The sequence below is a fragment of the Nocardia sp. NPDC050630 genome, from assembly GCF_044457245.1.
Classification (GTDB): Bacteria; Actinomycetota; Actinomycetes; order Mycobacteriales; family Mycobacteriaceae; genus Nocardia.
On record NZ_JBITGN010000001.1, the window covers coordinates 872825 to 896018 of the forward strand.

20 protein-coding genes are annotated in these 23194 nt (G+C 65.4%); 14 read left to right on the top strand and 6 right to left on the bottom strand.

All coding sequences use genetic code 11. The features are described 5' to 3' along the window. Positions 1–78: 78 nt before the first annotated feature. Complete coding sequence (locus tag ACIBG0_RS03925) at positions 79–2895, bottom strand: aconitate hydratase (protein WP_397028952.1); 2817 nt, start codon at positions 2893–2895, stop codon at positions 79–81. 334 nt (positions 2896–3229) lie between these two features. On the opposite strand from ACIBG0_RS03925, the gene ACIBG0_RS03930 reads away from it, so the two are divergent. From ACIBG0_RS03930 to ACIBG0_RS03965, 8 genes are all read left to right on the top strand, one after another. Then, complete coding sequence (locus ACIBG0_RS03930; protein ID WP_397028954.1) at positions 3230–3805, top strand: DUF6676 family protein; 576 nt, start codon at positions 3230–3232, stop codon at positions 3803–3805. A gap of 300 nt (positions 3806–4105) precedes the next feature. Continuing rightward, positions 4106–5497: an NlpC/P60 family protein gene (locus tag ACIBG0_RS03935; protein ID WP_397030190.1), complete on the top strand. Its 1392-nt coding sequence runs from the start codon at positions 4106–4108 to the stop codon at positions 5495–5497. Between the two features lie 157 nt (positions 5498–5654). Further along, positions 5655–6863 carry an AAA family ATPase gene (locus ACIBG0_RS03940; protein ID WP_397028956.1) on the top strand — a complete coding sequence of 403 codons (1209 nt, stop codon included), beginning with the start codon at positions 5655–5657 and terminating at the stop codon, positions 6861–6863. A gap of 53 nt (positions 6864–6916) precedes the next feature. Then, positions 6917–7867 carry a DUF58 domain-containing protein gene (locus tag ACIBG0_RS03945; RefSeq protein ID WP_062989694.1) on the top strand — a complete coding sequence of 317 codons (951 nt, stop codon included), beginning with the start codon at positions 6917–6919 and terminating at the stop codon, positions 7865–7867. After that, the gene (locus tag ACIBG0_RS03950; protein WP_397028958.1) at positions 7864–8868 is read left to right on the top strand and encodes a VWA domain-containing protein; all 1005 of its coding nucleotides are present in this window, start codon (positions 7864–7866) and stop codon (positions 8866–8868) included. The genes ACIBG0_RS03945 and ACIBG0_RS03950 overlap by 4 nt, the downstream gene beginning before the upstream one ends. Positions 8869–8965: 97 nt before the next feature. After that, complete coding sequence (fabG1, locus tag ACIBG0_RS03955) at positions 8966–9682, top strand: 3-oxoacyl-ACP reductase FabG1 (protein ID WP_397028960.1); 717 nt, start codon at positions 8966–8968, stop codon at positions 9680–9682. Positions 9683–9754: 72 nt separating this feature from the next. Further along, on the top strand, positions 9755–10594 hold the full coding sequence (inhA, locus tag ACIBG0_RS03960) for an NADH-dependent enoyl-ACP reductase InhA (RefSeq protein ID WP_397028961.1): 840 nt from the start codon (positions 9755–9757) through the stop codon (positions 10592–10594). A gap of 16 nt (positions 10595–10610) precedes the next feature. Next, positions 10611–11687 carry a ferrochelatase gene (locus ACIBG0_RS03965; protein ID WP_397028963.1) on the top strand — a complete coding sequence of 359 codons (1077 nt, stop codon included), beginning with the start codon at positions 10611–10613 and terminating at the stop codon, positions 11685–11687. 28 nt (positions 11688–11715) lie between these two features. On the opposite strand, the gene ACIBG0_RS03970 is transcribed toward ACIBG0_RS03965, so the two are convergent. From ACIBG0_RS03970 to ACIBG0_RS03985, 4 genes are all read right to left on the bottom strand, one after another. Beyond that, positions 11716–14178: an FHA domain-containing protein gene (locus ACIBG0_RS03970; RefSeq protein WP_397028964.1), complete on the bottom strand. Its 2463-nt coding sequence runs from the start codon at positions 14176–14178 to the stop codon at positions 11716–11718. Between the two features lie 34 nt (positions 14179–14212). Continuing rightward, positions 14213–14983, bottom strand: a complete 771-nt coding sequence (locus tag ACIBG0_RS03975) for a S1 family peptidase (protein WP_397028966.1) — start codon at positions 14981–14983, stop codon at positions 14213–14215. Positions 14984–15083: 100 nt separating this feature from the next. Then, positions 15084–15902 carry a hypothetical protein gene (locus ACIBG0_RS03980; protein ID WP_397028968.1) on the bottom strand — a complete coding sequence of 273 codons (819 nt, stop codon included), beginning with the start codon at positions 15900–15902 and terminating at the stop codon, positions 15084–15086. Positions 15903–16089: 187 nt separating this feature from the next. Then, the gene (locus tag ACIBG0_RS03985) at positions 16090–16917 is read right to left on the bottom strand and encodes a DUF3097 domain-containing protein (protein ID WP_397028970.1); all 828 of its coding nucleotides are present in this window, start codon (positions 16915–16917) and stop codon (positions 16090–16092) included. A 424-nt stretch (positions 16918–17341) separates the two neighbouring features. Here ACIBG0_RS03985 and ACIBG0_RS03990 point away from each other — a divergent pair, with 424 nt between their 5' ends. Next, positions 17342–17773, top strand: coding sequence for an NfeD family protein (locus ACIBG0_RS03990; RefSeq protein WP_397028972.1), 432 nt, complete (start codon positions 17342–17344; stop codon positions 17771–17773). Then, positions 17774–19021, top strand: coding sequence for an SPFH domain-containing protein (locus ACIBG0_RS03995; protein ID WP_397028974.1), 1248 nt, complete (start codon positions 17774–17776; stop codon positions 19019–19021). Between the two features lie 40 nt (positions 19022–19061). On the opposite strand, the gene ACIBG0_RS04000 is transcribed toward ACIBG0_RS03995, so the two are convergent. Continuing rightward, positions 19062–19598: a DUF3558 family protein gene (locus tag ACIBG0_RS04000; protein ID WP_397028975.1), complete on the bottom strand. Its 537-nt coding sequence runs from the start codon at positions 19596–19598 to the stop codon at positions 19062–19064. Between the two features lie 169 nt (positions 19599–19767). On the opposite strand from ACIBG0_RS04000, the gene ACIBG0_RS04005 reads away from it, so the two are divergent. The 4 genes from ACIBG0_RS04005 to ACIBG0_RS04020 all read left to right on the top strand — a co-directional run bounded on the left by ACIBG0_RS04005 (position 19768) and on the right by ACIBG0_RS04020 (position 23188). Further along, a complete protein-coding gene (locus ACIBG0_RS04005; protein WP_397028976.1) occupies positions 19768–20031 on the top strand; it encodes a hypothetical protein in 264 nt (87 codons plus the stop codon). Positions 20032–20039: 8 nt separating this feature from the next. Then, a complete protein-coding gene (gene argS / locus ACIBG0_RS04010) occupies positions 20040–21530 on the top strand; it encodes an arginine--tRNA ligase (protein WP_397028977.1) in 1491 nt (496 codons plus the stop codon). Positions 21531–21568: 38 nt separating this feature from the next. Beyond that, positions 21569–21808 carry a hypothetical protein gene (locus ACIBG0_RS04015; protein ID WP_397028979.1) on the top strand — a complete coding sequence of 80 codons (240 nt, stop codon included), beginning with the start codon at positions 21569–21571 and terminating at the stop codon, positions 21806–21808. A 72-nt stretch (positions 21809–21880) separates the two neighbouring features. Next, a complete protein-coding gene (locus ACIBG0_RS04020; protein WP_397028980.1) occupies positions 21881–23188 on the top strand; it encodes a YhgE/Pip domain-containing protein in 1308 nt (435 codons plus the stop codon). The last annotated feature ends 6 nt before the right edge of the window (positions 23189–23194 follow it).

Below are 23194 nucleotides of genomic sequence, written 5' to 3' on the forward strand. Positions count from 1 at the left end.
GCGAAGCGGGCAATGCAATGTGAAGAGGTCCGCGCACCGCGGGTGACGCGGTGCGCGGACCTACTACAGCACAGGTGTTCAGCCGCGAATCATGTTGCGCAGCACGTACTGCAGGATGCCGCCGTTGCGGTAGTAGTCGGCCTCACCGGGGGTGTCGATCCGCACCACCGCGTCGAAGGTGACCACATCGCCGTTCTCCTTGGTGGCGGTGACCTTCAGGGTCTTCGGAGTCACACCCTCGTTCAGCTTGGTGATGCCCTCGATATCGAAGGTCTCGGTGCCGTCCAGCTTCAGCGACGCGGCCGACTCACCGGCCGGGAACTGCAGCGGGATAACACCCATACCGATGAGGTTCGAGCGGTGGATGCGCTCGAAGGACTCGGTAATGACGGCCTTGACACCCAGCAGCGAGGTGCCTTTGGCGGCCCAGTCACGCGAGGAACCCGAACCGTACTCCTTGCCGCCAAGCACGACCAGCGGGACGCCCGCGGCCTGGTAGTTCTGCGAGGCGTCGTAGATGAACGCCTGCGGCCCACCATCCTGGGTGAAGTCGCGGGTGTAGCCGCCCGAGACATCGTCGAGCAGCTGGTTGCGCAACCGGATGTTGGCGAAGGTGCCGCGGATCATCACCTCGTGGTTACCGCGACGCGAGCCGTAGGAGTTGTAATCCTTGCGCTCGACGCCGTTGGCCTCCAGGTACTGCGCGGCCGGGGTGCCCGGCTTGATGTTGCCGGCGGGGGAGATGTGGTCGGTGGTGACCGAATCGCCGAGCAGCGCGAGCACCCGAGCGCCCTTGATATCGGTGACCGGCTCCGGCGTCTGCGGCATGCCCTCGAAGTACGGAGGCTTGCGGACGTAGGTCGACTCCTCGGCCCACTCGAAGGTCTTCCCCTCCGGGGTCGGCAGCGAACGCCAGCGCTCGTCACCCTTGAAGACGTCCTTGTAGTCCTCGAGGAACATATCGCGGGAGATGACCCGGTCGATGGTGTCCTGAATTTCCTGCGGCGAGGGCCAGATGTCCTTCAGGAATACGTCGTTGCCCTCGGTGTCCTTGCCGAGCGCGTCGTTCTCGAAGTCGAAGTCCATGGTGCCCGCGAGCGCGTAGGCGATGACCAGCGGCGGCGAGGCCAGGTAGTTCATCTTCACGTCGGGGGAGATGCGTCCCTCGAAGTTGCGGTTACCGGAGAGCACCGCGGTGACGGTCAGATCGTTGTCGTTGACCGCCTTGGAGATCTCCTCCGGAAGCGGACCGGTGTTGCCGATGCAGGTGGCACAGCCGAACGCGACCAGGTTGAAGCCCAGCTTGTCCAGGTACGGCCACAGACCGGCCTTCTCGTAGTAGCCGTTGACGACCTGTGAACCCGGGGCCATCGAGGTCTTCACCCACGGCTTGCGGGTCAGGCCCTTGTCCACGGCGTTGCGGGCCAGCAGGGCCGCGCCGAGCATGACCGACGGGTTGGAGGTGTTGGTGCAGGAGGTGATCGAGGCGACCACGACCGCGCCGTGGTCGAGCACGAAGTCGCCGTACTCCTCGGTGGAGACCTTGATCGGCTTGGACGGGCGGCCCACCGCACCGTTCGCGGCTGACGGCAGCACGGCGTCGTCGTCGGCGAAGGACAGCACCGCCGGATCGCTGGCCGGGAAGGACTCCTCGATGGCCTCGTCCAGGTGGGTGTGCGGGGTAGTGGCGGCCGGACCGGACTCCGCGTCACTGGTGTAGTTGTGGATGTCCTTGCGGAAGGCGGTCTTGCTCTCCGACAACAGGATTCGGTCCTGTGGACGCTTCGGACCCGCGATGGACGGCACCACGGTGCTCAGGTCCAGCTCCAGGTACTCCGAGTAGGCGGGCTCCTTGTCGGCGTCGTGCCAGAGGCCCTGCTCCTTGGCGTAGGACTCGACCAGCGCGACCTGCTCATCGGAGCGACCGGTCAGCTTCAGGTACTCGATGGTGACGTCATCGATCGGGAAAATGGCTGCGGTGGAACCGAATTCGGGGCTCATATTGCCCAGGGTGGCGCGGTTGGCCAGCGGTACTTCGGCCACGCCCTTGCCGTAGAACTCGACGAACTTGCCGACGACGCCGTGCTTGCGCAGCATATCGGTGACGGTGAGCACCACGTCGGTGGCGGTCACGCCCGGGTTGATCTCACCGGTCAGCTTGAAGCCGACCACACGCGGAATGAGCATGGAGACCGGCTGGCCCAGCATGGCCGCCTCGGCCTCGATACCGCCGACGCCCCAACCCAATACGCCCAGGCCGTTGACCATGGTGGTGTGCGAGTCGGTGCCGACGCAGGTGTCCGGGTAGGCCTGGCCGTTGCGGACCATGACGACGCGCGCCAAGTGCTCGATATTGACCTGGTGCACGATGCCGGTGCTCGGCGGGACGACCTTGAAATCGTCGAAAGCCGTTTGGCCCCAACGCAGGAACTGGTAGCGCTCACCGTTGCGCTGGTATTCGATGTCGACGTTGCGCTCGAAGGCATCCGCCCGGCCGAATACGTCGATGATGACGGAGTGGTCGATGACCATCTCGGCGGGGGCGAGCGGGTTGACCTTGTCCGGGTCGCCGCCGAGGGTGGCGACGGCCTCGCGCATGGTGGCCAGGTCGACGATGCAGGGCACGCCGGTGAAGTCCTGCATGATCACGCGGGCGGGGGTGAACTGGATCTCGGTGTTCGGCTGAGCCGACGGATCCCAGCTCGCGATGGCGCGGATGTGATCGGCGGTGATGTTGGTGCCGTCCTCGGTGCGGAGCAGATTCTCCGCGAGGACCTTCAGTGCGTAGGGGAGTTTTTCGGTGCCGGGCACGGCCGAGAGACGGAAGATCTCGTAGGAGTTGCTTCCGACCTCGAGGGTGCCCTTGGCGCCGAAAGTATCGATACTTGTCGTCACGTCAGCTCCACTCGTCTGTGAGGGTGGCCGCGGGCGGGGCTGTGCCCGCGGCTGGTTTTTTCGAGCGACCTGCAGGCAGTCGCTACGGTTACGTGTTCGGAGGATTCCAGCGCTGGAACACACTGGCTCCTCGCGGCTCCGAGCCTAACAGTACGCTTGTCCTGTGAAACGCGCGGGTGCCGTTGGAGGTGCGGCCCGAAGGTGCTCCGACACTCCGTCGCGTACTGTGCTTTCGAGTTGTTCGGAGTGACCGGCGGGCCTGCGCCGGTTCTCCCAGCAGTGTTGGATGCCCGTCGCCTCGCGTACCGATGCGGCTCGACAGACCGGATGGAAGATGACCGTCTCGCACACCTCGGTGTTCACGCCCATGCGCGCCGAACTCCCCCCTGGTATCGACGACAAGACGTTGTCCCAGATCAAGGAGGATGTGGCCGACAACCATGTGGCCACGCCGAAGGGTAGGGATCAGGACGCGCTCGAGGCGGTCGTCGCCGATGCCCGAGCCCACGGCATCGAGCTCAGCATCGTGGTGATTCCCGGGAATCCAGGTCACGATTCCAATCTACGTGACCTGGCCACCGAGGTCGGCAAGACCGAGCACGGAACCGTCGTGGCGCTCAGCGACGACTGGGTCGGCACCTACAGTGATTCGATCAGCCGGGTGAAACTGGAGTGGGCCGAGGACGCGTCCAAGAGCACGCAGGGGCATTCGGCGCAGGCCGCGCAGATTTTCGTCGATCGGCTCGAGCAGCCGGAAAAGTTCTCGTGGACCGCGATCACCAGCGTGTTGCTTGTGGGCACGGCGGTGGTGGTCGGTGGACTCTACTGGGTGAAGTCGCGCCGTTCTGCCGAGCGCGCTGTGCCGGTAGAGGTTTCGGCTCGCGGCGACGGCCGGGATCTCACCTCGTAGCGAGTATCCGCTCAGTTACCTTTCCTGCCGGTCGGTTTGTTTTTTCCGGCCGAACCCCCGTACTCATGTGGCTATTTCTCAGCAACAGTCAAATTACGCGGCTGTAGTTCTGTTGCTGGAGTTTCTTTGGTGAATGATGTGACGTACGGTTCGAATGATCGCTGATGGGGAAAGAGTGTTCAGAGAGCTATCTGTGCACCACTGGGCGTGATGGTTCGCAGGGGGCTCGTGAGGTTAAGTCTGATCGGGTCCTTTGGAGGTGCGATGCGCAACAACGGCGTTGCCGGTTCTCAGCATCCGCTGTGGGTCGCTCTAGGGTTGCTGGTTGCTGCCGCCGTGCTCGTCACGGCCGGGCCGGTCGCCGCCGTGCCGCCTGCCCCACCCAACCCGAGCGATAGCCAGATCGCCGATGCGGGGGCACAAGTCGACGCCAGAGTGACCGAGGTCGGCGCGCTGATCAACCAGGTCGCGGTGACGGATCAGAAGCTGCAGGAACTCGACGCCGCTATCGCCCAGAAGCGCGAAGAAGTCAACAAAGCGCTGGTTGATCTGCAAGACGCCCGCAACGCCGCCGATGCCGCCGCGGCCGCGGTGGTGCAGACCCAGCGCGAACTGAGCGAGGCCGGAATCCAGGTCGACCAGGCCAGGCGCAACTTCGACCAGTTCGCGGTGCAGGCGTATACCCGGCCCGCCGCGAACTCCGTGATCACCTATCTGTCCTCGGCCACCCCGGATGTCGCGCTCAACCGCGCCCAGGTATTCACGCTGGTATCGAAGAATCAGCAGTCGGTGCTCGACTCGCTGCGGCGTGCTCAGATCACCCAGGGCAATAAGAATGCCAGTGCGCGCCAAGCGAAATCGGCCGCCGACGCGGCCGCCGCAGTGGCCGAACAGAAGAAGACGGACGCCGAAAACGCCGTCGCCGCGGTGAAGTCCGAACAGGATCAGCAGGCGGCGCAGCGGGAGGGCCTACTGCGCCAGCGTACGGCGGCGCAGGGCCGATTGGACCAGGCGCGCGCGAATGTGGCCGGACTGCAAGGACAACGCGAGGCCTATCTGGCGTGGGACGACCAGCGCAAGGCCGAGGAGGCCGCCATCCGCGCCGCCGCTGCGGCGGCCGCCGCACGTGCGGCCCAGGACCAGGCCGCCAAGGACCGGGCGGCGCAGGCAGGTGCGGGAAAGCGGCCACATATTCAAATGGATGATTCGTCGCCGCCGCGCCAGACCAGGCCGCGCGTCACCGGGCCGACGATGCCGTCCATTACCGGCTCGGAGGCGATCGAAACCGTGGTCGATCGGGCCATGTCGCAGATCGGCGTCATCTATGCCTGGGGCGGTGGCGACGAGGACGGGCCGACCCTCGGCATCCGCGACGGCGGTGTCGCCGACAGCTTCGGCGATTACAACAAGGTCGGGTTCGACTGCTCGGGTCTGATGATCTATGCCTTCGCGGGTATCGGCGTCTCACTGCCGCACTACAGCGGCTACCAATACAACGCGGGCACCAGGGTGCCCGTCGCCGAGCGCAGTCGCGGCGACATGCTGTTCTGGGGCCCGAACGGCAGCGAACATGTCGCGCTCTACCTCGGAAACGGGAAGATGGTGGAGGCGCCGCAATCCGGCGAGGTGGTACGGGTATCTCCGGTGCGCGAGGGCGGCATCATGCCGTACGCGGTGCGGATCGTCACCTGACCCCTGGGCTCGTCTGGTAACCCCTAGGCTGGGCCGCACGCCGCGAACCCGACCGCGAACCTGTTGATTTGCCATGATCTCGGGTCCGGTTGCGGCATATGCGGCCATTACCTGGAATAGTTGTGGCAGCACGCACAGGACCAAAGCGAAAGCGGGGATGTTGGTGACTTCGACGGACGGTGTGAGCGGGGCAAGTTTGGCGAAAGAGGCCGCTGCTCCCGCACCCAGCACCCTGGAGCGTGACGTCCAGACCCTGGAGAAGGCGATATACGAGGTCAAGCGCGTTATCGTCGGCCAGGATCGGCTCGTCGAAAGGCTGCTCGTCGGGGTGCTCGCACGCGGCCACGTATTGCTCGAGGGTGTGCCAGGCATCGCCAAAACCCTTGCGGTGGAGACCTTCGCCAAGGTGGTCGGTGGTTCGTTCGCCCGCGTCCAGTTCACCCCCGACCTGGTGCCCACCGACCTGATCGGTACCCGCATCTACCGCCAGGGCCGCGAGGAGTTCGACACCGAACTCGGTCCGGTGGTGGCCAACTTCGTGCTCGCCGACGAGATCAACCGCGCGCCGGCCAAGGTGCAGTCCGCACTGCTCGAGGTGATGGCCGAGCGGCATGTGTCGATCGGCGGCAAGACCTACCCGATGCCCGATCCGTTCCTGGTCATGGCGACCCAGAACCCGATCGAGAGCGAGGGCGTGTACCCGCTGCCCGAGGCGCAGCGCGACCGCTTCCTGTTCAAGGTGGTCGTCGACTATCCGTCAGTGGAGGAAGAGCGCGAGATCATCTACCGGATGGGTGTCACCCCGCCGGAGGCCAAGCCGATCCTCGAACCGTCCGAGCTCATCCGTCTGCAGCGGGTGGCCGCTAATACGTTCGTGCACCATGCGCTGGTCGACTACGTGGTCCGGGTGATCGCGGCGACCCGCAAGCCCGGCGATTTCGGCATGCAGGATGTGGCGAGCTGGATCGCCTACGGCGCCTCGCCGCGCGCCAGCCTCGGCATCATCGCCGCAGCGCGCGCCGTGGCGCTGATCCGCGGCCGCGACTACGTGGTGCCGCAGGATGTCGTCGAGGTGATTCCGGATGTGCTGCGCCACCGCCTTGTGCTGTCCTATGACGCGCTCGCCGATGAGATCAGCCCCGACGACGTGATCAAGCGCGTGCTGCAGACCGTCGGCCTGCCGCAGGTCGCACCGCAGGCGGTCGCCCCGGGTGGTCAGTCCGCACCCGTTCCGGCCGCACCGCCCGCCATGGGGCCGCACGGCGGGCAGTCGCCGATCCCGCAGCCGCCCGCACCTCAGGACGCGGTGCCGCAGCCGTCGGTCGCGCAGATGTCTCCGGCCGCCGGCAATAACCAGCCGAAGTGACCTCGGCATCGGCTGTGCCTGATTTGCCAGACGACGAGGTTCCACCAGTGCCGATGTCTCCGCACGCACCACCGTCTTTCCGATCGGGCGAACTGTCCGACCCCAAGCTGACGGCGGCGCTCCGAACGCTGGAACTGACCGTCCGTCGTCGGCTCGACGGTGTGCTGCACGGTGATCACCTCGGCCTGATTCCTGGCCCCGGCTCTGAGCCGGGCGAGGCCAGGACGTATCAGCCGGGCGACGATGTGCGGCAGATGGATTGGTCGGTCACCGCCCGCACCACCCATCCGCATGTGCGGCAGATGATCGCGGACCGGGAACTGGAGACCTGGATGGTGGTCGATCTGTCGGCCAGCCTCGACTTCGGCACCGCACTGTGCCAGAAGCGCGATCTCGCGGTCGCGGCCGCCGCGGCGATCACCCACCTCACCAGCGGCGGCGGCAACCGGATCGGCGCTGTCGTCGCGACCGGGGAGCAATTGACCCGCATTCCCGCGCGCAGCGGCCGGGTGCACGCGCAGTCGATGCTGCGTGAGATCGCGACGACGCCGCACGCCCGCGACGGTGTGCGCGGCGATCTGCGCGAGGCGATCGAATCCTTGCGCCGCCCGCAGCGCAAGCGTGGACTCGCGGTGGTCATCAGTGACTTCCTCGGTGATATCAACTGGCAGCGCTCGCTGCGCGCCATCTCCGCGCGCCACGATCTACTCGCGGTGGAGGTGCTCGATCCGCGCGATCTGTCGCTGCCCGATGTGGGTGATGTGGTGTTGCACGATCCCGAGACCGGGCGCACCCGCGAATTCAGCGTGACGCCAACGCTTCGCGCCGATTTCGCGGCCGCCGCCGAACGTCATCGCGTTCAGGTCGAACAGGCCCTGCGCAGTTGTGGCGCACCGGTGCTCACCCTGCAGACCGACCGGGACTGGATCTCCGATGTGGTCCGGTTCGTGTCCACCCGGCGCCATGCATTCGGCGCCCCGAGCGGACGGGCGCCGCGCCAGTGAGTATTTCGCATTTCACCGCGCTGGTCTGGCTCGGCTTCCTCGCTGTGGTCATGCTGATCGCGTTGGGATACATCCTTGTTCAGCGCAGCCGCCACCGGCACATGCTGCAGTTCACGAATATGGAGCTGCTGGAGAAGGTCGCTCCGTCGCGGCCGAGTCCGATACGGCATGTGCCGATCGCGCTGCTGCTGGTCGGTCTCGTATTCCTCACCATCGCCGCCGCGGGGCCGACGGCGGTCAAGAAGGTAGCGCGCAATCGCGCGACAGTCGTTCTGGTGATGGACGTTTCGCTGTCCATGGAGGCGACCGATGTGCCGCCGTCGCGACTGAAGGTGGCGCAGAAGGCCGGTAAGGAATTCGTCGACGGACTGCCGCCGGGTATCAATCTCGGCTTTGTCACCTTCGCCGGCACCGCCTCGGTAATGGTGCCGCCGACGACGAACCGCGAGGCCGTCAAGGCCGCCATCGACAACATCAAGCTCGCCGAGCGCACCGCCACCGGTGAGGGCATTCTGACCGCGCTGCAGTCGATCGACACCATCGCCACCGTGCTCGGTGGTGCGGAAACACCGCCGCCCGCGCGCATCGTGCTGATGTCCGACGGTAAGCAGACGGTGCCCGATGACAAGGATGTCGACAATCCACGGCACGGTTTCACCGCGGCTCGCCTCGCGAAGAATAAAGGCGTTCCGGTGTCGACGATTTCGTTCGGCACCTCCTGGGGGACGGTGGAAATTCCAGACCAGGATGGTGGGGGCGCTCAGCGCGTCAAGGTGCCTGTCGACGACGATGCGTTGCGCGAGATCGCCAAACTCTCCGGCGGCGACTTCTATACCGCTTCGAGTCTGACCGAGTTGACCGCGGTCTACGACACGCTCGAAGAGCAGATCGGTTATGAGATGACCAGGGGCGATGCCAGCAGACCATGGCTTTTGCTCGGCATGCTCGTTGTCGCTGCCGGTGTAGTTACCGGCTTGCTCTATCGTCAACGCCTGCCGTAGTCGTCAATGCCTGCCGTTGCGACGCGCCCGGTTCTCCATAGAGCCCTATGTGTGGCCCGGGCGTGGCGCACGAACCCGAACAGATAGGTTGGTCCTCATGTCGAACATCACATCCCGGTCGGTCCTGGTGACCGGTGGCAACCGCGGTATCGGACTCGCGGTCGCGCAGCGTCTGCTTGCCGACGGGCACAAGGTGGCCGTCACGCATCGTGGGTCGGGGGTTCCGGACGGTCTGTTCGGGGTGAAATGCGATGTGACGGATGCGGATTCGGTTGACGCGGCCTTCAGCGAGGTGGAGGAGAAGCAGGGGCCGGTCGAGGTGCTGGTCGCCAATGCGGGCATCACCGATGACACCCTGCTGATGCGGATGAGCGAGGAGCAGTTCACCAGGGTCATCGATGCGAACCTGACCGGTGCGTTCCGCTGCGCCAAGCGGGCCAACCGTGCCATGCTGCGGGCCCGCTGGGGCCGAATGATCTTCCTCGGCTCGGTCGTCGGCCTCGGCGGCGGTCCCGGCCAGATCAACTACGCCTCGTCGAAGGCAGGTGTCATCGGTCTGGCGCGTTCCATCACCCGTGAACTCGGTTCGCGTTCGATCACCGCGAATGTGGTCGCGCCCGGCTTCATCGAGACCGATATGACGGCCGAATTGCCCGACGATCTGCGCGACACCGCGAAGAAGTTCATTCCGTTGCAGCGCCTCGGTCAGCCAGAAGACGTCGCCGCCGTGATCAGCTTCCTGGCTTCCGACGATTCGGCCTACGTATCCGGCGCGGTGATCCCGGTCGACGGCGGCATGGGCATGGGCCACTGACCCAACCGAAAGCCGACGTGTTCGGCGGTCGCGTAACCAGTTGAACTTCGACTACAGGAGAACCGAAAACCCATGGGCGGATTGCTCGAAGGCAAGACCATCCTGATCACCGGCATCATCACCGATTCCTCGATCGCGTTCCATGCGGCGGCGGTCGCGCAGGAGCAGGGCGCGAAGGTGATCATCACCGGCATTCCGGAGCGGCTGCGGTTGATCGATCGGATCGCCAAGCGCCTGCCGCAGGAGGTCGCCCCGGCCATCGGTCTGGACGTCACCAGCGAGGAGAATCTTGCCTCCCTGCCGGAGAAGGTGCGCGAGCTGGCTCCCGAGGGCATCGACGGCGTCCTGCACTCCATCGCCTTCGCGCCGAAGACCCTGATGGGTCCGGACGCGGTGGCCTTCCTGGACGGCCCCGGCCCCGACGCCGCCAAGGCCTTCGAGATCTCGGCTTGGTCCTACGCCTCGTTGGCCCGTGCCGTGCTCCCGGTCATGAACGAGGGCGGCTCCATCGTGGGCATGGACTTCGATCCCCGCACCGCTATGCCGTACTACAACTGGATGGGTGTGGCCAAGGCCGCCCTCGAATCGGTGAACCGCTACGTGGCGCGGGAAGTCGGCAACGCCAAGAAGGTTCGCTCGAACCTGATCGCCGCGGGCCCGATCAAGACCCTCGCTGCCAAGGCCATCGCGGGCACCGCGACCGATGACGCCAAGCAGCTGAATATGCTCAATGAGTACTGGGACGGCGCCTCCCCGATCGGCTGGGATGTCGACGACCCGACCGTGGTCGCAAAGTCCATCGTGACGCTGCTGTCGGACTGGCTGCCCGGCACCACAGGTTCGATCATCTACGTCGACGGCGGCGCGAGCCACAACACGTGGTTCCCGGAAAACGGGTTCGCCGCCAACTGAAGCCGGAGGAGGAGCCGTGGCCGCGGATGCCGCTGCCGGGACAGTGGATGCGCTGCTACTGCTGTCCTTCGGCGGTCCGGAACGCCCAGAGGACGTTATGCCGTTCCTGGAGAATGTCACCCGGGGCAGGGGAGTGCCACCGCAGCGGCTCGCCGAAGTCGCGCAACACTATCTGCACTTCGGCGGGGTGTCACCGATCAATGCTCTGAATCTCGACATAATCAAGGCGGTCGAGAGCGAATTCGCTTCGCGCGGAATCGATCTGCCGGTGTACTTCGGCAACCGCAACTGGCATCCGATGGTGGAGGACACCGTCGCGCGAATGGCGGCGGATGGGGTGCGGTCGGCTTTGGTATTCCCGACCTCGGCGTGGGGGGGATACTCCGGGTGTCTGCAGTACGACGAGGACATCGCGAGGGCGCGCGCGGCTTTCGGGGGGAATGCGCCTGATCTGGTGAAATTGCGGCAGTACTTCGATCATCCGCTGTTGGTCGAGGCATTCGCCGCGGCGATTCGGGCTGCGGTGGATTCGCTTCCGGCCGAGCGTCGGGACGGTGCCCGGCTGGTTTTCACCGCGCACTCGATACCGGTGTCGGCCGATATGTCCGCGGGGCCGCCTGCCGATGGTGGCCGTCTGTACAGTCGTCAGGTCGCTGAGGCGGCGCGATTATGTGCCGTCGCGACGGGATTCACCGATTACGACGTGGTGTGGCAGTCCCGTTCCGGCCCGCCGCAGATTCCCTGGCTGGATCCGGATATCGTCGATCATCTCGAGGATCTGTCGGGCAAGGGGGTGGATGCGGTCGTCGTCTGCCCGGTCGGGTTCGTCTCCGATCACCTCGAAGTCATCTGGGATCTGGACAACGAGGCCAGGGAGAAGGCCGAGGAACTCGGCATGGCGTTCGCCAGGGCTGCCACTCCAGGTACCGATCCCCGCTTCGCCCAGTTGGTCGTCGAACTGATAAACGAGCACATGGCCGGTAAATCGCCACGCCGACTCGGCGACATTCCAGGCTACGGCTGCACCGTTAACGGTGCAGCCTGTGCAATCGACTGCTGCACCCCGCCGCGACGCCCTGCCACGGCAACCTAGACGTCGAGGGCAACCAGTCGCCGGTTAGTCAAAGCGTCGCCTTGCGGGCACCGCGGCGCCGTGGGCGCAGTTGATACAGGCGGTACCAGGCCAGCGCGAGGAAGACGGCCCCCAACCCGGCGACGACTCCCATATCGAGCAGCCACGTGCCCATGGTGTGTTTCCAGAGCGGATCGGCCGCGCCCGCGTGCGGCGTGAGAGTGTCCAGATCGAGGGTGGCGGCTCCCGCGCCGAACCCCCAGCGCGACGGCGATAGGTAGGCCAGTTGTTCCAGGCCGAGTGTGCCGGGGAGCCGCACCAGCCCGCCGGTGAGCACCAGTTGTGCCATCGATAGCACAATCAGCAGTGGCAGTGTCTTCTCCGAGGTGTTCACCGACACCGACACCAGTAAGCCCAATGCCAGCGATGCGATGCCGAGCAGCGCCATCGCCAGGATCAGCTCCAGCTCGACCATCGTGAAAAGCCCCTTGGGCGGCATATCCACACCGATGGTGCCGATCAGGACCAACACCGCCGCCTGAAGGGTGGTGATCACGCCCAGGACCAGCAGTTTCGACATCAGATAGACCCCTGCTGACAGGCCTGCCGCGCGTTCTCTGCGGTAGATCGTCTGCTCCTTGACGATCTCGCGAATCGAGTTGCCGGTGCCGACGAAGCAGGCCGCGAACGCCAAAACCATGAGCTTGGTCGGGGCGTCGACGTTGGATCCCGGCGGACCGGCGAAGCCCTCGCCCGACGGTACTGCAGCGATCAAGCCACCTAGGAGTATGGGCATCACCCCGAGCAGCGCCATATAGCTTCGGTCGGAGGCAATCACCGCTAGATATCGTCGGCACAACGTACTGAGCTGGGCAAGCTTGGACTGCTGCGCGGGCGGTGGCGCTGGTGGGCGCACTTCCGTTGGGCCAACATCGTCGGTCAGTCCGACCGCCACATAGTTCTCGAAGCGTGAAGACTTCTGGAACTCACCGGCCCAGTCGCGGTCTTCCTCGCGGTCGAATGCCTGGAACACCTCGGCCCAAGTGCGCTGTGCGAACTGCTGCAGCCCCTCCTCGGGCGGCCCGTAATAGGCCAGCCGACCGCCGGGCACCAAGACCAGCAGGCGGTCGCAGGAATCGAGATTGGCCACACTGTGCGTAACGACGATGACGGTCCGCCCGTCGTGCGCCAGTTCGGACAGCATTTCCATGACCGTTTTATCCAGGCCAGGGTCGAGGCCGGAGGTCGGTTCGTCGAGAAACAACAGGGACGGTTTAGTCAGCAACTCCACTGCGACACTGACACGTTTGCGCTGCCCGCCCGAGAGTTTGTCGATGCGCGTTTCGGCGTGCCGCGTCAAGCCGAGTTCTTCTAGGACCTCGTCGACCCGCTGCTCGCGCTCTTCGCTGCGCGTGTCACCGGGGAAGCGCAACTCGGCCGCGTAAAGCAGCGCGCGCCGCGTCGGAAGCTGGTTGTGCAGGATGTCCTCCTGCGGGACCAGCCCGATCCGGTGTCGGAGTTCGTCGTAATTGGCGTACAGGTCGCGTCCGTCGTAGCGGACCGTCCCCTCCGTCGCCGGCCGCAACCCGGTGACCGCGCCGAGCAGCGTCGACTTGCCCGCCCCGCTGGGCCCGATGACCCCGACAAGCGAGCGCTGCGAGATGGGGAAGCCCACCCCGTCGAGGAGCACCTTGCCCTCAGGCGTCCGCACGGTGAGGTTCTGCACCGAGACCGACACGTCACCGGTGTCGACGAACTCGCGCAGCTCGTCGCCGACCAGCCGGAAGGTGGTGTGTCCCATACCGATCAAATCGGATTCGGATAGGTCCGCGGCGTCGATCCGGTGGCCGTTGACGTAGGTGCCGTTGTGGCTGTCGAGGTCGACGATCCGGTATCTGCCGTCGCCGATCGTGCGCAGCTCGGCGTGGTGGCGGGAGAGCATGAGGTCGTGCGCGACGATGTCGTTGTCTGGCGCGCGTCCGATCCGAAGCGTGGGCGAGGTGATCCGGACAACCGCGCTGGGTCGGGCCGTCGAGGGTGCCGATCGCGAAACTTTCCTGGGCTGACCAGCATGGAACTTCGTGACCGTTGCTTCGTCCGCGAGGTTGTAGCCCGGATCGGAGACGATCATCGTGTCTCCACCGAAATCGTCGTCGGACTTCTGGCCGGTTTGTCCTTCTTGCCCCTCGATGGACACGGCCAATTGCTCACCGTCCACGGCGTGACCGAGCTGGAAAGTCTCGTCATGGTCGATCAGCATCCGATCGACGCGGTGACCGTCGAAAAACGTTCCGTTGAGGCTGCCCGCGTCCTCGATTTCCCAGCCGTCCGCACCCCGCTCCAGCACGGCGTGCAACGAGGATGCGCGCGGATCGGTCACGATAACGTCGGATGCCGGATCGCGACCGACGTTATATGCCGTCCCGGCACGTAGCCGATAGACGCGTTCCCTTGTCTGCACCACGAGAACTGGTGCTTCGGGGAATTCGATGGATGACTCGTCATCCGCCATGAGCTGAGTATACCGACTGGTCCGCCGCGTTTGGTCAGAAACTCACGGTGGTGAGGTAGGCGTAGACACCGGGGTAGCCTGGGCGGGCGCTGCCCTTGCCCCATGAGGTGAGGCCGATCAGCCGGCCCGCGACCAGCAGTGGATCACCGCTGTCGTATTCGGCGGTATCGGCGTCCGAGGATCCGGCGCAGAGCATATCGGCGGGGTCGAAGGCGGAGCCATAGGCGGCGGCGCACGTGGCGTCGGGGATGATAGGGACGGCGGCGGATCGCAGGAGCGTATTCGAGATGTCGTTCTCAGAGGTCGCGCCCCAGCCGACGATGGTGCCGGTGTCGCCGTATGCGCGCGGATCGCCCTGTGGCGCTGCGATTTCCAGGAACGGCCCCGGTCTCGGCTCGTCGAGGACGAGGATCGCGATATCATTGTGGTGCACGGTCTCGCCCTCGAAATCGGTTTCCCGAAAATCCGGGTGGATGCGAATCTCCTTGACCCCCACCGTGACTCCGTCATGCGAGCGCAGGTCGGTGCGGCCGAAGGTGACGGTGATCGCCTGCGGCAGCAGCCGTGCCAACTCGACGCAATGCGCCGATGTCACAAGCCGATCAGGTGCGATGAGCGCACCGCCGCAGAATTGCCCGGATGGCCGCAAGAAGTACAACGGGCTGCCGATAGCGGCGAGCCATGGGTAGGCGCCCGCCTCGATCGCATTTCCACCCACGATGGCCGTGGCGGGAACGGTAGGGGCACCGAGAGCGACGATGAATGCGGCGGTCACAGCCGCGGCGATACGAGGTATGCGAAACATGCCGCCTCCCGGACGTTTCAGGCGATCGCTCGACCTATTCAACCAGAGAATGCCGGTGTTCTCGCGCCTACGGTACCGGTGGCCGCCTTACGCCGGTGTTTTACGAATTGCCGCGAGCCGCGGCATGCACCGCGACCAACCGGGCAGCGCGGATCGCGTCCCACAGTGGGCGTAGCAGGTCCTCCTGGGCGCCGATGGCGGTGGCGGAGGTGGGAGAAGACGCCGGTTCGCGTTGGGCGACAGTGAGGATGGCGGCGACGTGGTCGGCGCTGTCGAGGATTCGCCTGGCGCGCAATGGGATCGAATCCGGATAGTCGTGGCGCGAGTAATCCGCGAGCTCGGCCTCGATGAGTTCGCGCGGGTCGGAGTCGACGGTTGCGCCCGCACCGGTGGTGTGCAGGCGCATGAGGGCGTCGGCGGCATCGCGCACCGCTTCGCGCATCGTGTACTCCGCCTCGCCCAGCGACATATCCGAGCCGGGCACGGCCGGAATCGGGGTGCTGTAGACGGTCCATTGCAAGGTATCGTCATCGGCCCACTGCGGAATCAGTCCGGTGCCCTCTTCGCCCGGCACACCGAACAGCAGTCCCTCGCCCGCCTCGATCGCATCCGCACCGAAGGCGGTTCCAGTGGGCAGTCCGCGCACATCGCCGGGCACCGGCAGCACCAAGCGCAACTGCGCATCGGGTTGTGCCATCGCCTCGCGAATCACCTTGAGCAGCGCCATGACTCCGGTGCCGGACACATTGTCGCGGGAGGACCAGGGCAGGTCGTCGCGACCGCCGGTCAGTGGATCGCCCGCGGCGATGGTGTGCCGCGGCGCCCAGGCGTACAACGCCTCGAGGATGTCGTCGGGCGCGCTGCAACCGGCCAGCCAGGAGCCGGCCCACACCGTCAGCGTGGCACTAGGTGAGCACATAATTATCGAGCATAAAGGAGGGGCGCGACTCGGGGGCGTCCATGCCGGATACCCCGTGAGCTGCGCGCATCGGTCCGCCGCCCGGTACTGCGAGTACCGGAAAAACAAGTCTGCCACAGTCGTGGGCGTGCGGGCCGAATTCCGCGAAATGGGACATGATTTCAGCCATTGGACCCGGTAACGATGATCACTCCGGTTCGGTGACGAAGTCGATGAGTCGCTCCACCGCGCCGATCAGGGGGGATTCCAGATCGCGGAAGGATTCGACGGCGTTGTAGACCCGCCGCCACCCCTGCTGCGGTGTGCCCCAGCCGAGCCGACGGCAGATGCCGGTCTTCCAATCCTCACCGCGTGGCACCTCGGGCCATGCCGCGATGCCGACCGCCGCGGGACGCACGGCCTGCCAGACATCGATATAGGGATGCCCAGTGACCAGCACATACTTTCCGAGACCGGTGGTCAGCTGGGTTTCCTTGGAACCGGTGACCAGATGGTCGACCAGTACACCGACGCGCCGCCCCGGTCCGGGCGCGAAGTCGGTCAGCCGCTCGGCCAGATTGTCCAAACCCTCGAGGTGTTCGACGACCACGCCCTCGACCCGCAGATCGTGTCCCCAGACCCGCTCGACGAGCGCGGCATCGTGGACGCCCTCCACCCAGATCCGGCTGGTCTTGGCGACCTGCGCGCGCAGCCCCTCCACCCGAGTCGAACCCGATGCCGACCTGGTCGGCCTCTTGGGCGTCGCGGCTTTGGGTCGGATCAGCGTGACAGGCGCGCCGTCGATCAGGAACGCCGCCTCGCGCAACGCGAATAACCGCACCGCGCCGCGCGCATCCTCCAACTTGACGAATTCGCCGTCATAGCTGCGGTCGAATCCCACCACGGCACCGCAGAATCCGGTCGCCGCATCCTCCACCACGAGATCGCGTTCGGCCTCGACCACCGGCACGGTTTGTTTCTTCGATCGCGTATGTCCGGAGAAGATATCGCCGCCATACATGTCACGCCCGCTCACCCGCCCGAAATTAGCACCGCCGGTTCGGGTCGTGACGCAAGCGAGTTGGTGTGCCGATCACAGACTGTTGGCGAAAAGCGCGTATTGCGGGGCAACCTTCTGTCGAACGTCGGCTTCGTTATCGCTGACGTTCGCGACATAGCGCTTGTAGGTGACCCAGCAGCTCTGTTTGTACTGCTTCTCGGTATCGCCGCGGTGATGGAGTCGCTGGCAGATCGCGCCGGGTACGTCCTTGGGCGCACCGATCGGATCGTGTTCGGTTCAGCGGATTGCCGCGGCGTCGCGGTTTAGATCGAAATCATTAGGCGCACAGTCGTTTCGGCTTCAACGGCTGGCTGATACGACAATGGGCGCGGCGAAACTGCCGAAGGTGATCTCGGGTCTGTCGCGCCACAGAAGTGGTTCCGGCCACTACAGTGGGTCTGTGGCCGCAATCGTTTGGCTGGTCGCGGGCCTGCTGCTCGCGGCGGCGGAGATGCTCACCGGAGACCTCACGCTGCTGATGCTGGGCGTCGCCGCGCTCGGAACCGCGGGCGTCAGTGCCGTGGCCGATACCGGGCTGGTCGCCGATGCCGTGGTCTTCGCGGTGTCGGCGCTGGTGCTGCTGCTCGGGGTGCGGCCAGTTCTGCGGCGCCGCTTCGGAACTCCGCCGCCGATCCCGACGAATGTCGACGCGCTGCCGGGTAAGCAGGCGCTGGTGTTGGAATCGGTCGGCGCGCACAGCGGCTTGGTCAAGATCGGTGGCGAAGAGTGGACCGCGCGGCCGTTCGATTCGACAGTCGAATATCCGAAGGGAACAACGGTGTACGTCATGAAGATCGACGGCGCGACCGCCGTCGTCTGGAAGGAGCCGTAGATGGCTGTGCTCATCGTTGCCGCCGTGCTGGTGCTGTTGGTCGTGGTGGTCGTCTTCAAATCGATCGCCCTGGTGCCACAGGCGGAGGCAGCCGTCATCGAGCGACTCGGCCGATATTCGCGCACGGTCTCGGGTCAATTGACGTTCCTGGTGCCCTTCGCCGACCGGATCCGGGCGAAGGTCGACCTGCGCGAGCGCGTGGTGTCCTTCCCGCCGCAGCCGGTGATCACCGAGGACAACCTGACGCTGCATATCGACACCGTCGTGTACTTCCAGGTGACGAGCCCGCAGGCGGCGGTATACGAGATCAGCAACTACATCGCGGCCGTCGAACAGCTCACCGTGACCACCCTGCGCAATGTGGTCGGTGGCATGACCCTGGAGCAGACGCTGACCTCGCGCGACCAGATCAACGGTCAGCTACGCGGGGTGCTCGACGAGGCCACCGGGCGGTGGGGGCTGCGGGTCGCGCGGGTCGAACTCAAGAGTATCGATCCGCCGCCATCGATCCAGGAGTCGATGGAGAAGCAGATGAAGGCCGACCGCGAGAAGCGGGCCATGATCCTCACCGCGGAGGGTACCCGCGAATCGCAGATCAAGACGGCCGAGGGCGCCAAGCAGGCGCAGATCCTGTCCGCCGAGGGTGCCAAGCAGTCCTCGATCCTGGCGGCCGAAGGTGAACGGCAGAGCCGGATTCTGCGCGCGCAGGGTGAGCGGGCCGCAGCCTACCTGAACGCTCAGGGACAGGCCAAGGCCATCGAAAAGGTTTTCGCCGCAATCAAGTCCGGTAAGCCGACGCCGGAACTGCTTGCCTACCAGTACATGCAGACCCTGCCGCTGGTCGCGCGTGGTGACGCGAATAAGGTGTGGCTGGTGCCGAGTGATTTCGGCAAGGCGCTCGAGGGTTTCGCTCAGAACTTCGCGACCAAGGGCGAGGACGGCATATTCCGCTACGAGCCCGCCCCGGCCGACGATGTGGAGAGTAAGCCCGAGGACGATTCCGATGTCGAGGGCTGGTTCGATACGGCTCGCGATCCGGCCATCGAACAGGCGGTGCGCGCCGCGGAGGCCGATGCGCGGGCGTCGGTGGAGGGCGTGGCCACTCCGGTCACCCGAACCCAGCCCTACCCGCACCAGCAGGTAATGCCAGTGCAGCAGGAGACCCCGCCGCAGCAGATTCCGCCGCACCAGCCGCCATACCACCCGGACGGGCCGCAGGGACAGTCTTGGCAGCCGCCGTCGCAGTAAATCGCGAACACGGCGGATTTTTGTCGAGGTCCAGGGTGGTTTACGGCGCGAGATCGATGGTGAGCGTTGCCAGCTGGAGCGCGATGGCGCAGGAGTCCGCGGTTGTTGTGTGGGAATGGTTTTGGACGCGCCAGACGATGGTGCCATTGTCCGCGGCGGCCACCGCGCAGTCACCTGGGTCGCGTGGATTGCGGATGTAGAAACCGGTCGCGGTGACGGTTGCGCCGAAGATCTGTTCGGTGATCGTCAGATGTTCGGTCTGGAAGCCGTCGTTCTCGGCCCGCTGCCAGGTCTGCTGGAGGGATTCGCGGTCGGTGTAGGTGAAGGTGAGATCTGATTCGTCGCCGCCGCGTTGTGCCTGCCAGACGCAGACCGGCGGACGGTGCCGGGTGGTGAGAGTGTCGGCGTGAGCGGCGCGGCTTATCTGCTCCTCGGTCAGCGGCGTGCAGTTCGTCAATGAGGTGGCCGCCGGGGTGGCGGTGGGATGGGCATCCGGGGCGGCCTTATCGGAACAGCCGGTCAGCAGTCCGGCGGCCGCGAGCACGGCCAGCCCGCTACGCACACCTAATGCGGTCACATCCGCTCCCTTCGTCGAGACCGAGTCCCTCGGCCGAGGCTACCGGCCGGTGCGGCGACAGGTCGGTTTCGGCACTGCGGCCTGCCCAGGGGGCAGCGGCGGAAAATGGCTCGGCCTGACACCGGGTGCGCTGCAATACTCACGGTCCACAAGGACAGGAGGATTGCACGTGGCTGATTCCGGGGTGTTGCCGCTGCTCGATCGGGTTGCCGGGGCTGTGGCAGAGGCGATCGGGCGCGCTCGTCCGGAGCTGGTGGGGACCGATCCGATGGTGCGACGCTCCGAGCGGGCGGATTTCCAGTCCAACGTCGCGCTTGCGGTGGCGAAGCGGGCGCGGGTGCGGTCCGCTGAGTTCGCAGCCGAATTAGTCGCGGCATTGGATTCGGATGATGCATTGTTCGACGCGGTGATGGTTTCGGGTCCGGGATCCTGAACATCACAGTGTCGGATCATGCAGTGTGGGAACAGGTTTCGGCGCGACTATCCGACGGACGCTTGGGCGTATCGGATTTCGAGCGCGGTCGGCGGACGGTGGTCGACTATTCGGCACCCAATATCGCCAAGGAGATGCATGTCGGGCATCTGCGCACGACGATCATCGGTGACTGCATCGCCCGGGTGCTGACATTTCTCGGGGCGACGGTGATTCGGCAGAATCACCTGGGGGACTGGGGGACTCAGTTCGGGATGTTGATCCAATATCTGGATGAGCATCCCGGGGTGCGCTGGCGGCATGATGAGCTGAGTGGCGATTCGTCGGCGGTTTCGGCATTGGACGGTCTGTACAAGGCGGCGCGGACCGAATTCGACCGTGATCCGGCATTCGCCCAGCGGGCAAGGGCTCGGGTGGTGGCGCTGCAATCCGGCGATGAGGCTACCGTGCGGCAGTGGCGGGAGATCGTCGCCGAATCGGAGCGGGCGTTCGGTGAGATCTACGATCGGCTCGGTGTGCTGCTGACGGCGGACGATTATGTCGGCGAGTCGTTCTATAACCCGATGCTGACCGACACCATTGCCGAGCTGGTCGACAAGGGCATCGCCGTCGAGAGCGACGGCGCCTTGGTCGTCTTTTCCGAAGAAGTCGATGGCCCTGAGGGCCAACCCGTGCCGCTGATGGTGCGCAAGCACGACGGCGGTTACGGCTACGACACAACGGATTTGGCGACCATCCGGTATCGGGTGCGGACCCTGCGCGCCGAACGGCTACTGTATGTCACCGATTCCCGTCAGGCCCTGCACTTTCGGCTGATCTTCGAAGCCGCTCGGCGGGCCGGTTGGTTGACCGACGACCTCGAGGCGGAACACATCGCATACGGCACCGTGCTCGGCCCGGATGGGCGGCCCTTCAAAACCCGTGCGGGCGGCACCGTCAGACTGACCCGCCTCCTCGACGAGGCCGTGGTGAAGGCTGGAGCCGTTGTCGCCGAACGGAATCCGGAACTGTCAACCGACAGCCTCGGCGCAATCGCGGAACCGACCGGAATCGGCGCGGTCAAATACGCTGACTTGTCCACTTCCCGGGTCAAGGACTACACCTTCGACCTGGACCGCATGGTCGCATTGAACGGCAATACCAGCGTCTATCTGCAATACGCGCACGCCAGAGTCCGGTCCATCCTGCGCAAAGCGCAAGATTACGACGTGCGGATCGACCCAACCATCGCGCTCGAACCCGCCGAAAGGGCCCTTGCGCTGGAACTCGACGCCTACGGCACGGTCGTCGCCGAAGTCGCGGTCACCCTCGAACCCCACCGACTGTGCGGCTACCTCTACGACCTCGCCCGAGACTTCACCGCTTTCTACGAGGTCTGCCCGGTCCTCACCGCACCAGGACAGACACGGAAAAACCGTCTCGCACTATGCGATTCGACTGCTCGGACGCTAGCGCACGGACTCGGCCTCCTTGGCATCGCCGCCCCCGAACGCATGTAGCCAGGATTCGGGCGCGCGAGTTCGCCGGGTGCGGGCTGTTGCGCGACTGGTTGACCGACCGCTGTGGCCGGGAAATCGGCGTCGCGGATATGCGCGGCATCACGTCGCGGATGAATGTGGCGGAGCAGATCGTATCGCGGGTGCGGGAGACCAAGCTGAATGGGCGCACGGCTTTCTCGCCACCCCTGGTGGCCGTGGCGATTCCGTCGGTCTACATCGAACACCGGGGCTGGCTGTACTGCGATTGTGATCGCGGTCTCGGTGATGGGTGTCGGTAGCGCGGTGTGAGCAGCCACCGACCCGCGCCGGATCGGTACCGAAACACCGCCGCAACGGATTACGGTGCGCCCATGACGATTGCCGCAACCGCCGCCCGCCATCTGCGGCCACGGGCCTGGATCGCCCCGATCGCCGTGGTTACCCTGCTCATGTCGCTGCTGGCCACCATGTATCTGGCGTATGTGGTCAATCCGACGAAGAATCTGCACGATTTCCCGGTCGCGCTGGTCAATCAGGACGACGGGGACACCCTCGGCGGTAAGCCCACCAATGTCGGCGATCAGATCACCGACGCACTCGTCGCGAGCGTGCCCGCCGATAAGATCGACCTGCGAGTGGTCGGATTCGGCGAGGCGCAACGGCAACTGCACCAGGGCACGGTATACGGCGCGATCGTCATTCCCAGTGACTTCACCAAGCGGTTGGCCATTCTCGGCGCGGCCGGGGTGGTGCCCGGCAAGGTCGAACAGCCGATCATCACGGTGCATACGAATCCGCGCGCGGGCAGTTTCGCCACGGGGGTCATGCAGCGCGTTGCCGATCAGGCGCTGACTCGCGTCGACGAGACCGTCGGCAAACAACTCACCGATACTGTGCAGACCCAGCTGCAACCTGCCGCGGGCGGCCAAGCGCCACAGCTTGCCGGTGCCAGCCAATTGATGCTCGCCCATCCTATCCAGGTGGTGGTCGCTGCGTATCGGCCGCTGCCCGACGGCACCGGACAGGGTTTATCCGCGTTCTTCTACACGATCATGGTGCTGCTCGCCGGATTCACCGGTGCGATGATCATCCACTCGATGACCGATTCCGCCCTTGGATTCGCCCCCACCGAGTACGGACCGTGGTACGTGCACTATCCGACCGCGCCGATCTCCCGCTTTCGCACCCTGCTATTGAAGTGGGTGATCCTGATCGTCACCGCGCCGATCGTCTCCGCGGTATTCCTCGGTGTCGCAACGGCATTGGATGTGCCACTCGATCATCCGCTCGCACTGTTCCTGTATTGCGTGCTCGCGATCATCGCGGTCGGGGTGACCGCGCTGTCGGTGCTGGCCGCGCTCGGCACCGCGGGTCTGCTGGTCAATTTGATCCTGTTCATCGTGCTCGGCCTGCCCTCCTCGGGAGGTAGCGTGCCCATCGAGGCGACGCCGACGTATTTCGAGTGGCTGGCCACCTTCGAACCGATGCACCAGGTCTTTCTCGGGGTGCGCGCCATCCTCTACTTCAATGCCAGCGGTGCCGCCGGGCTCGCGCGCGGCAGTTGGATGGCGGTGCTCGGTCTAGGTATCGGCCTCGTCGTGGGCGCGGTGGTAACTCTGTACTACGACCGAAAGGGCTTGCATCGCAAACCCGCTGAGCAGGCGGCAGCGACGGGGTGAGCGTTG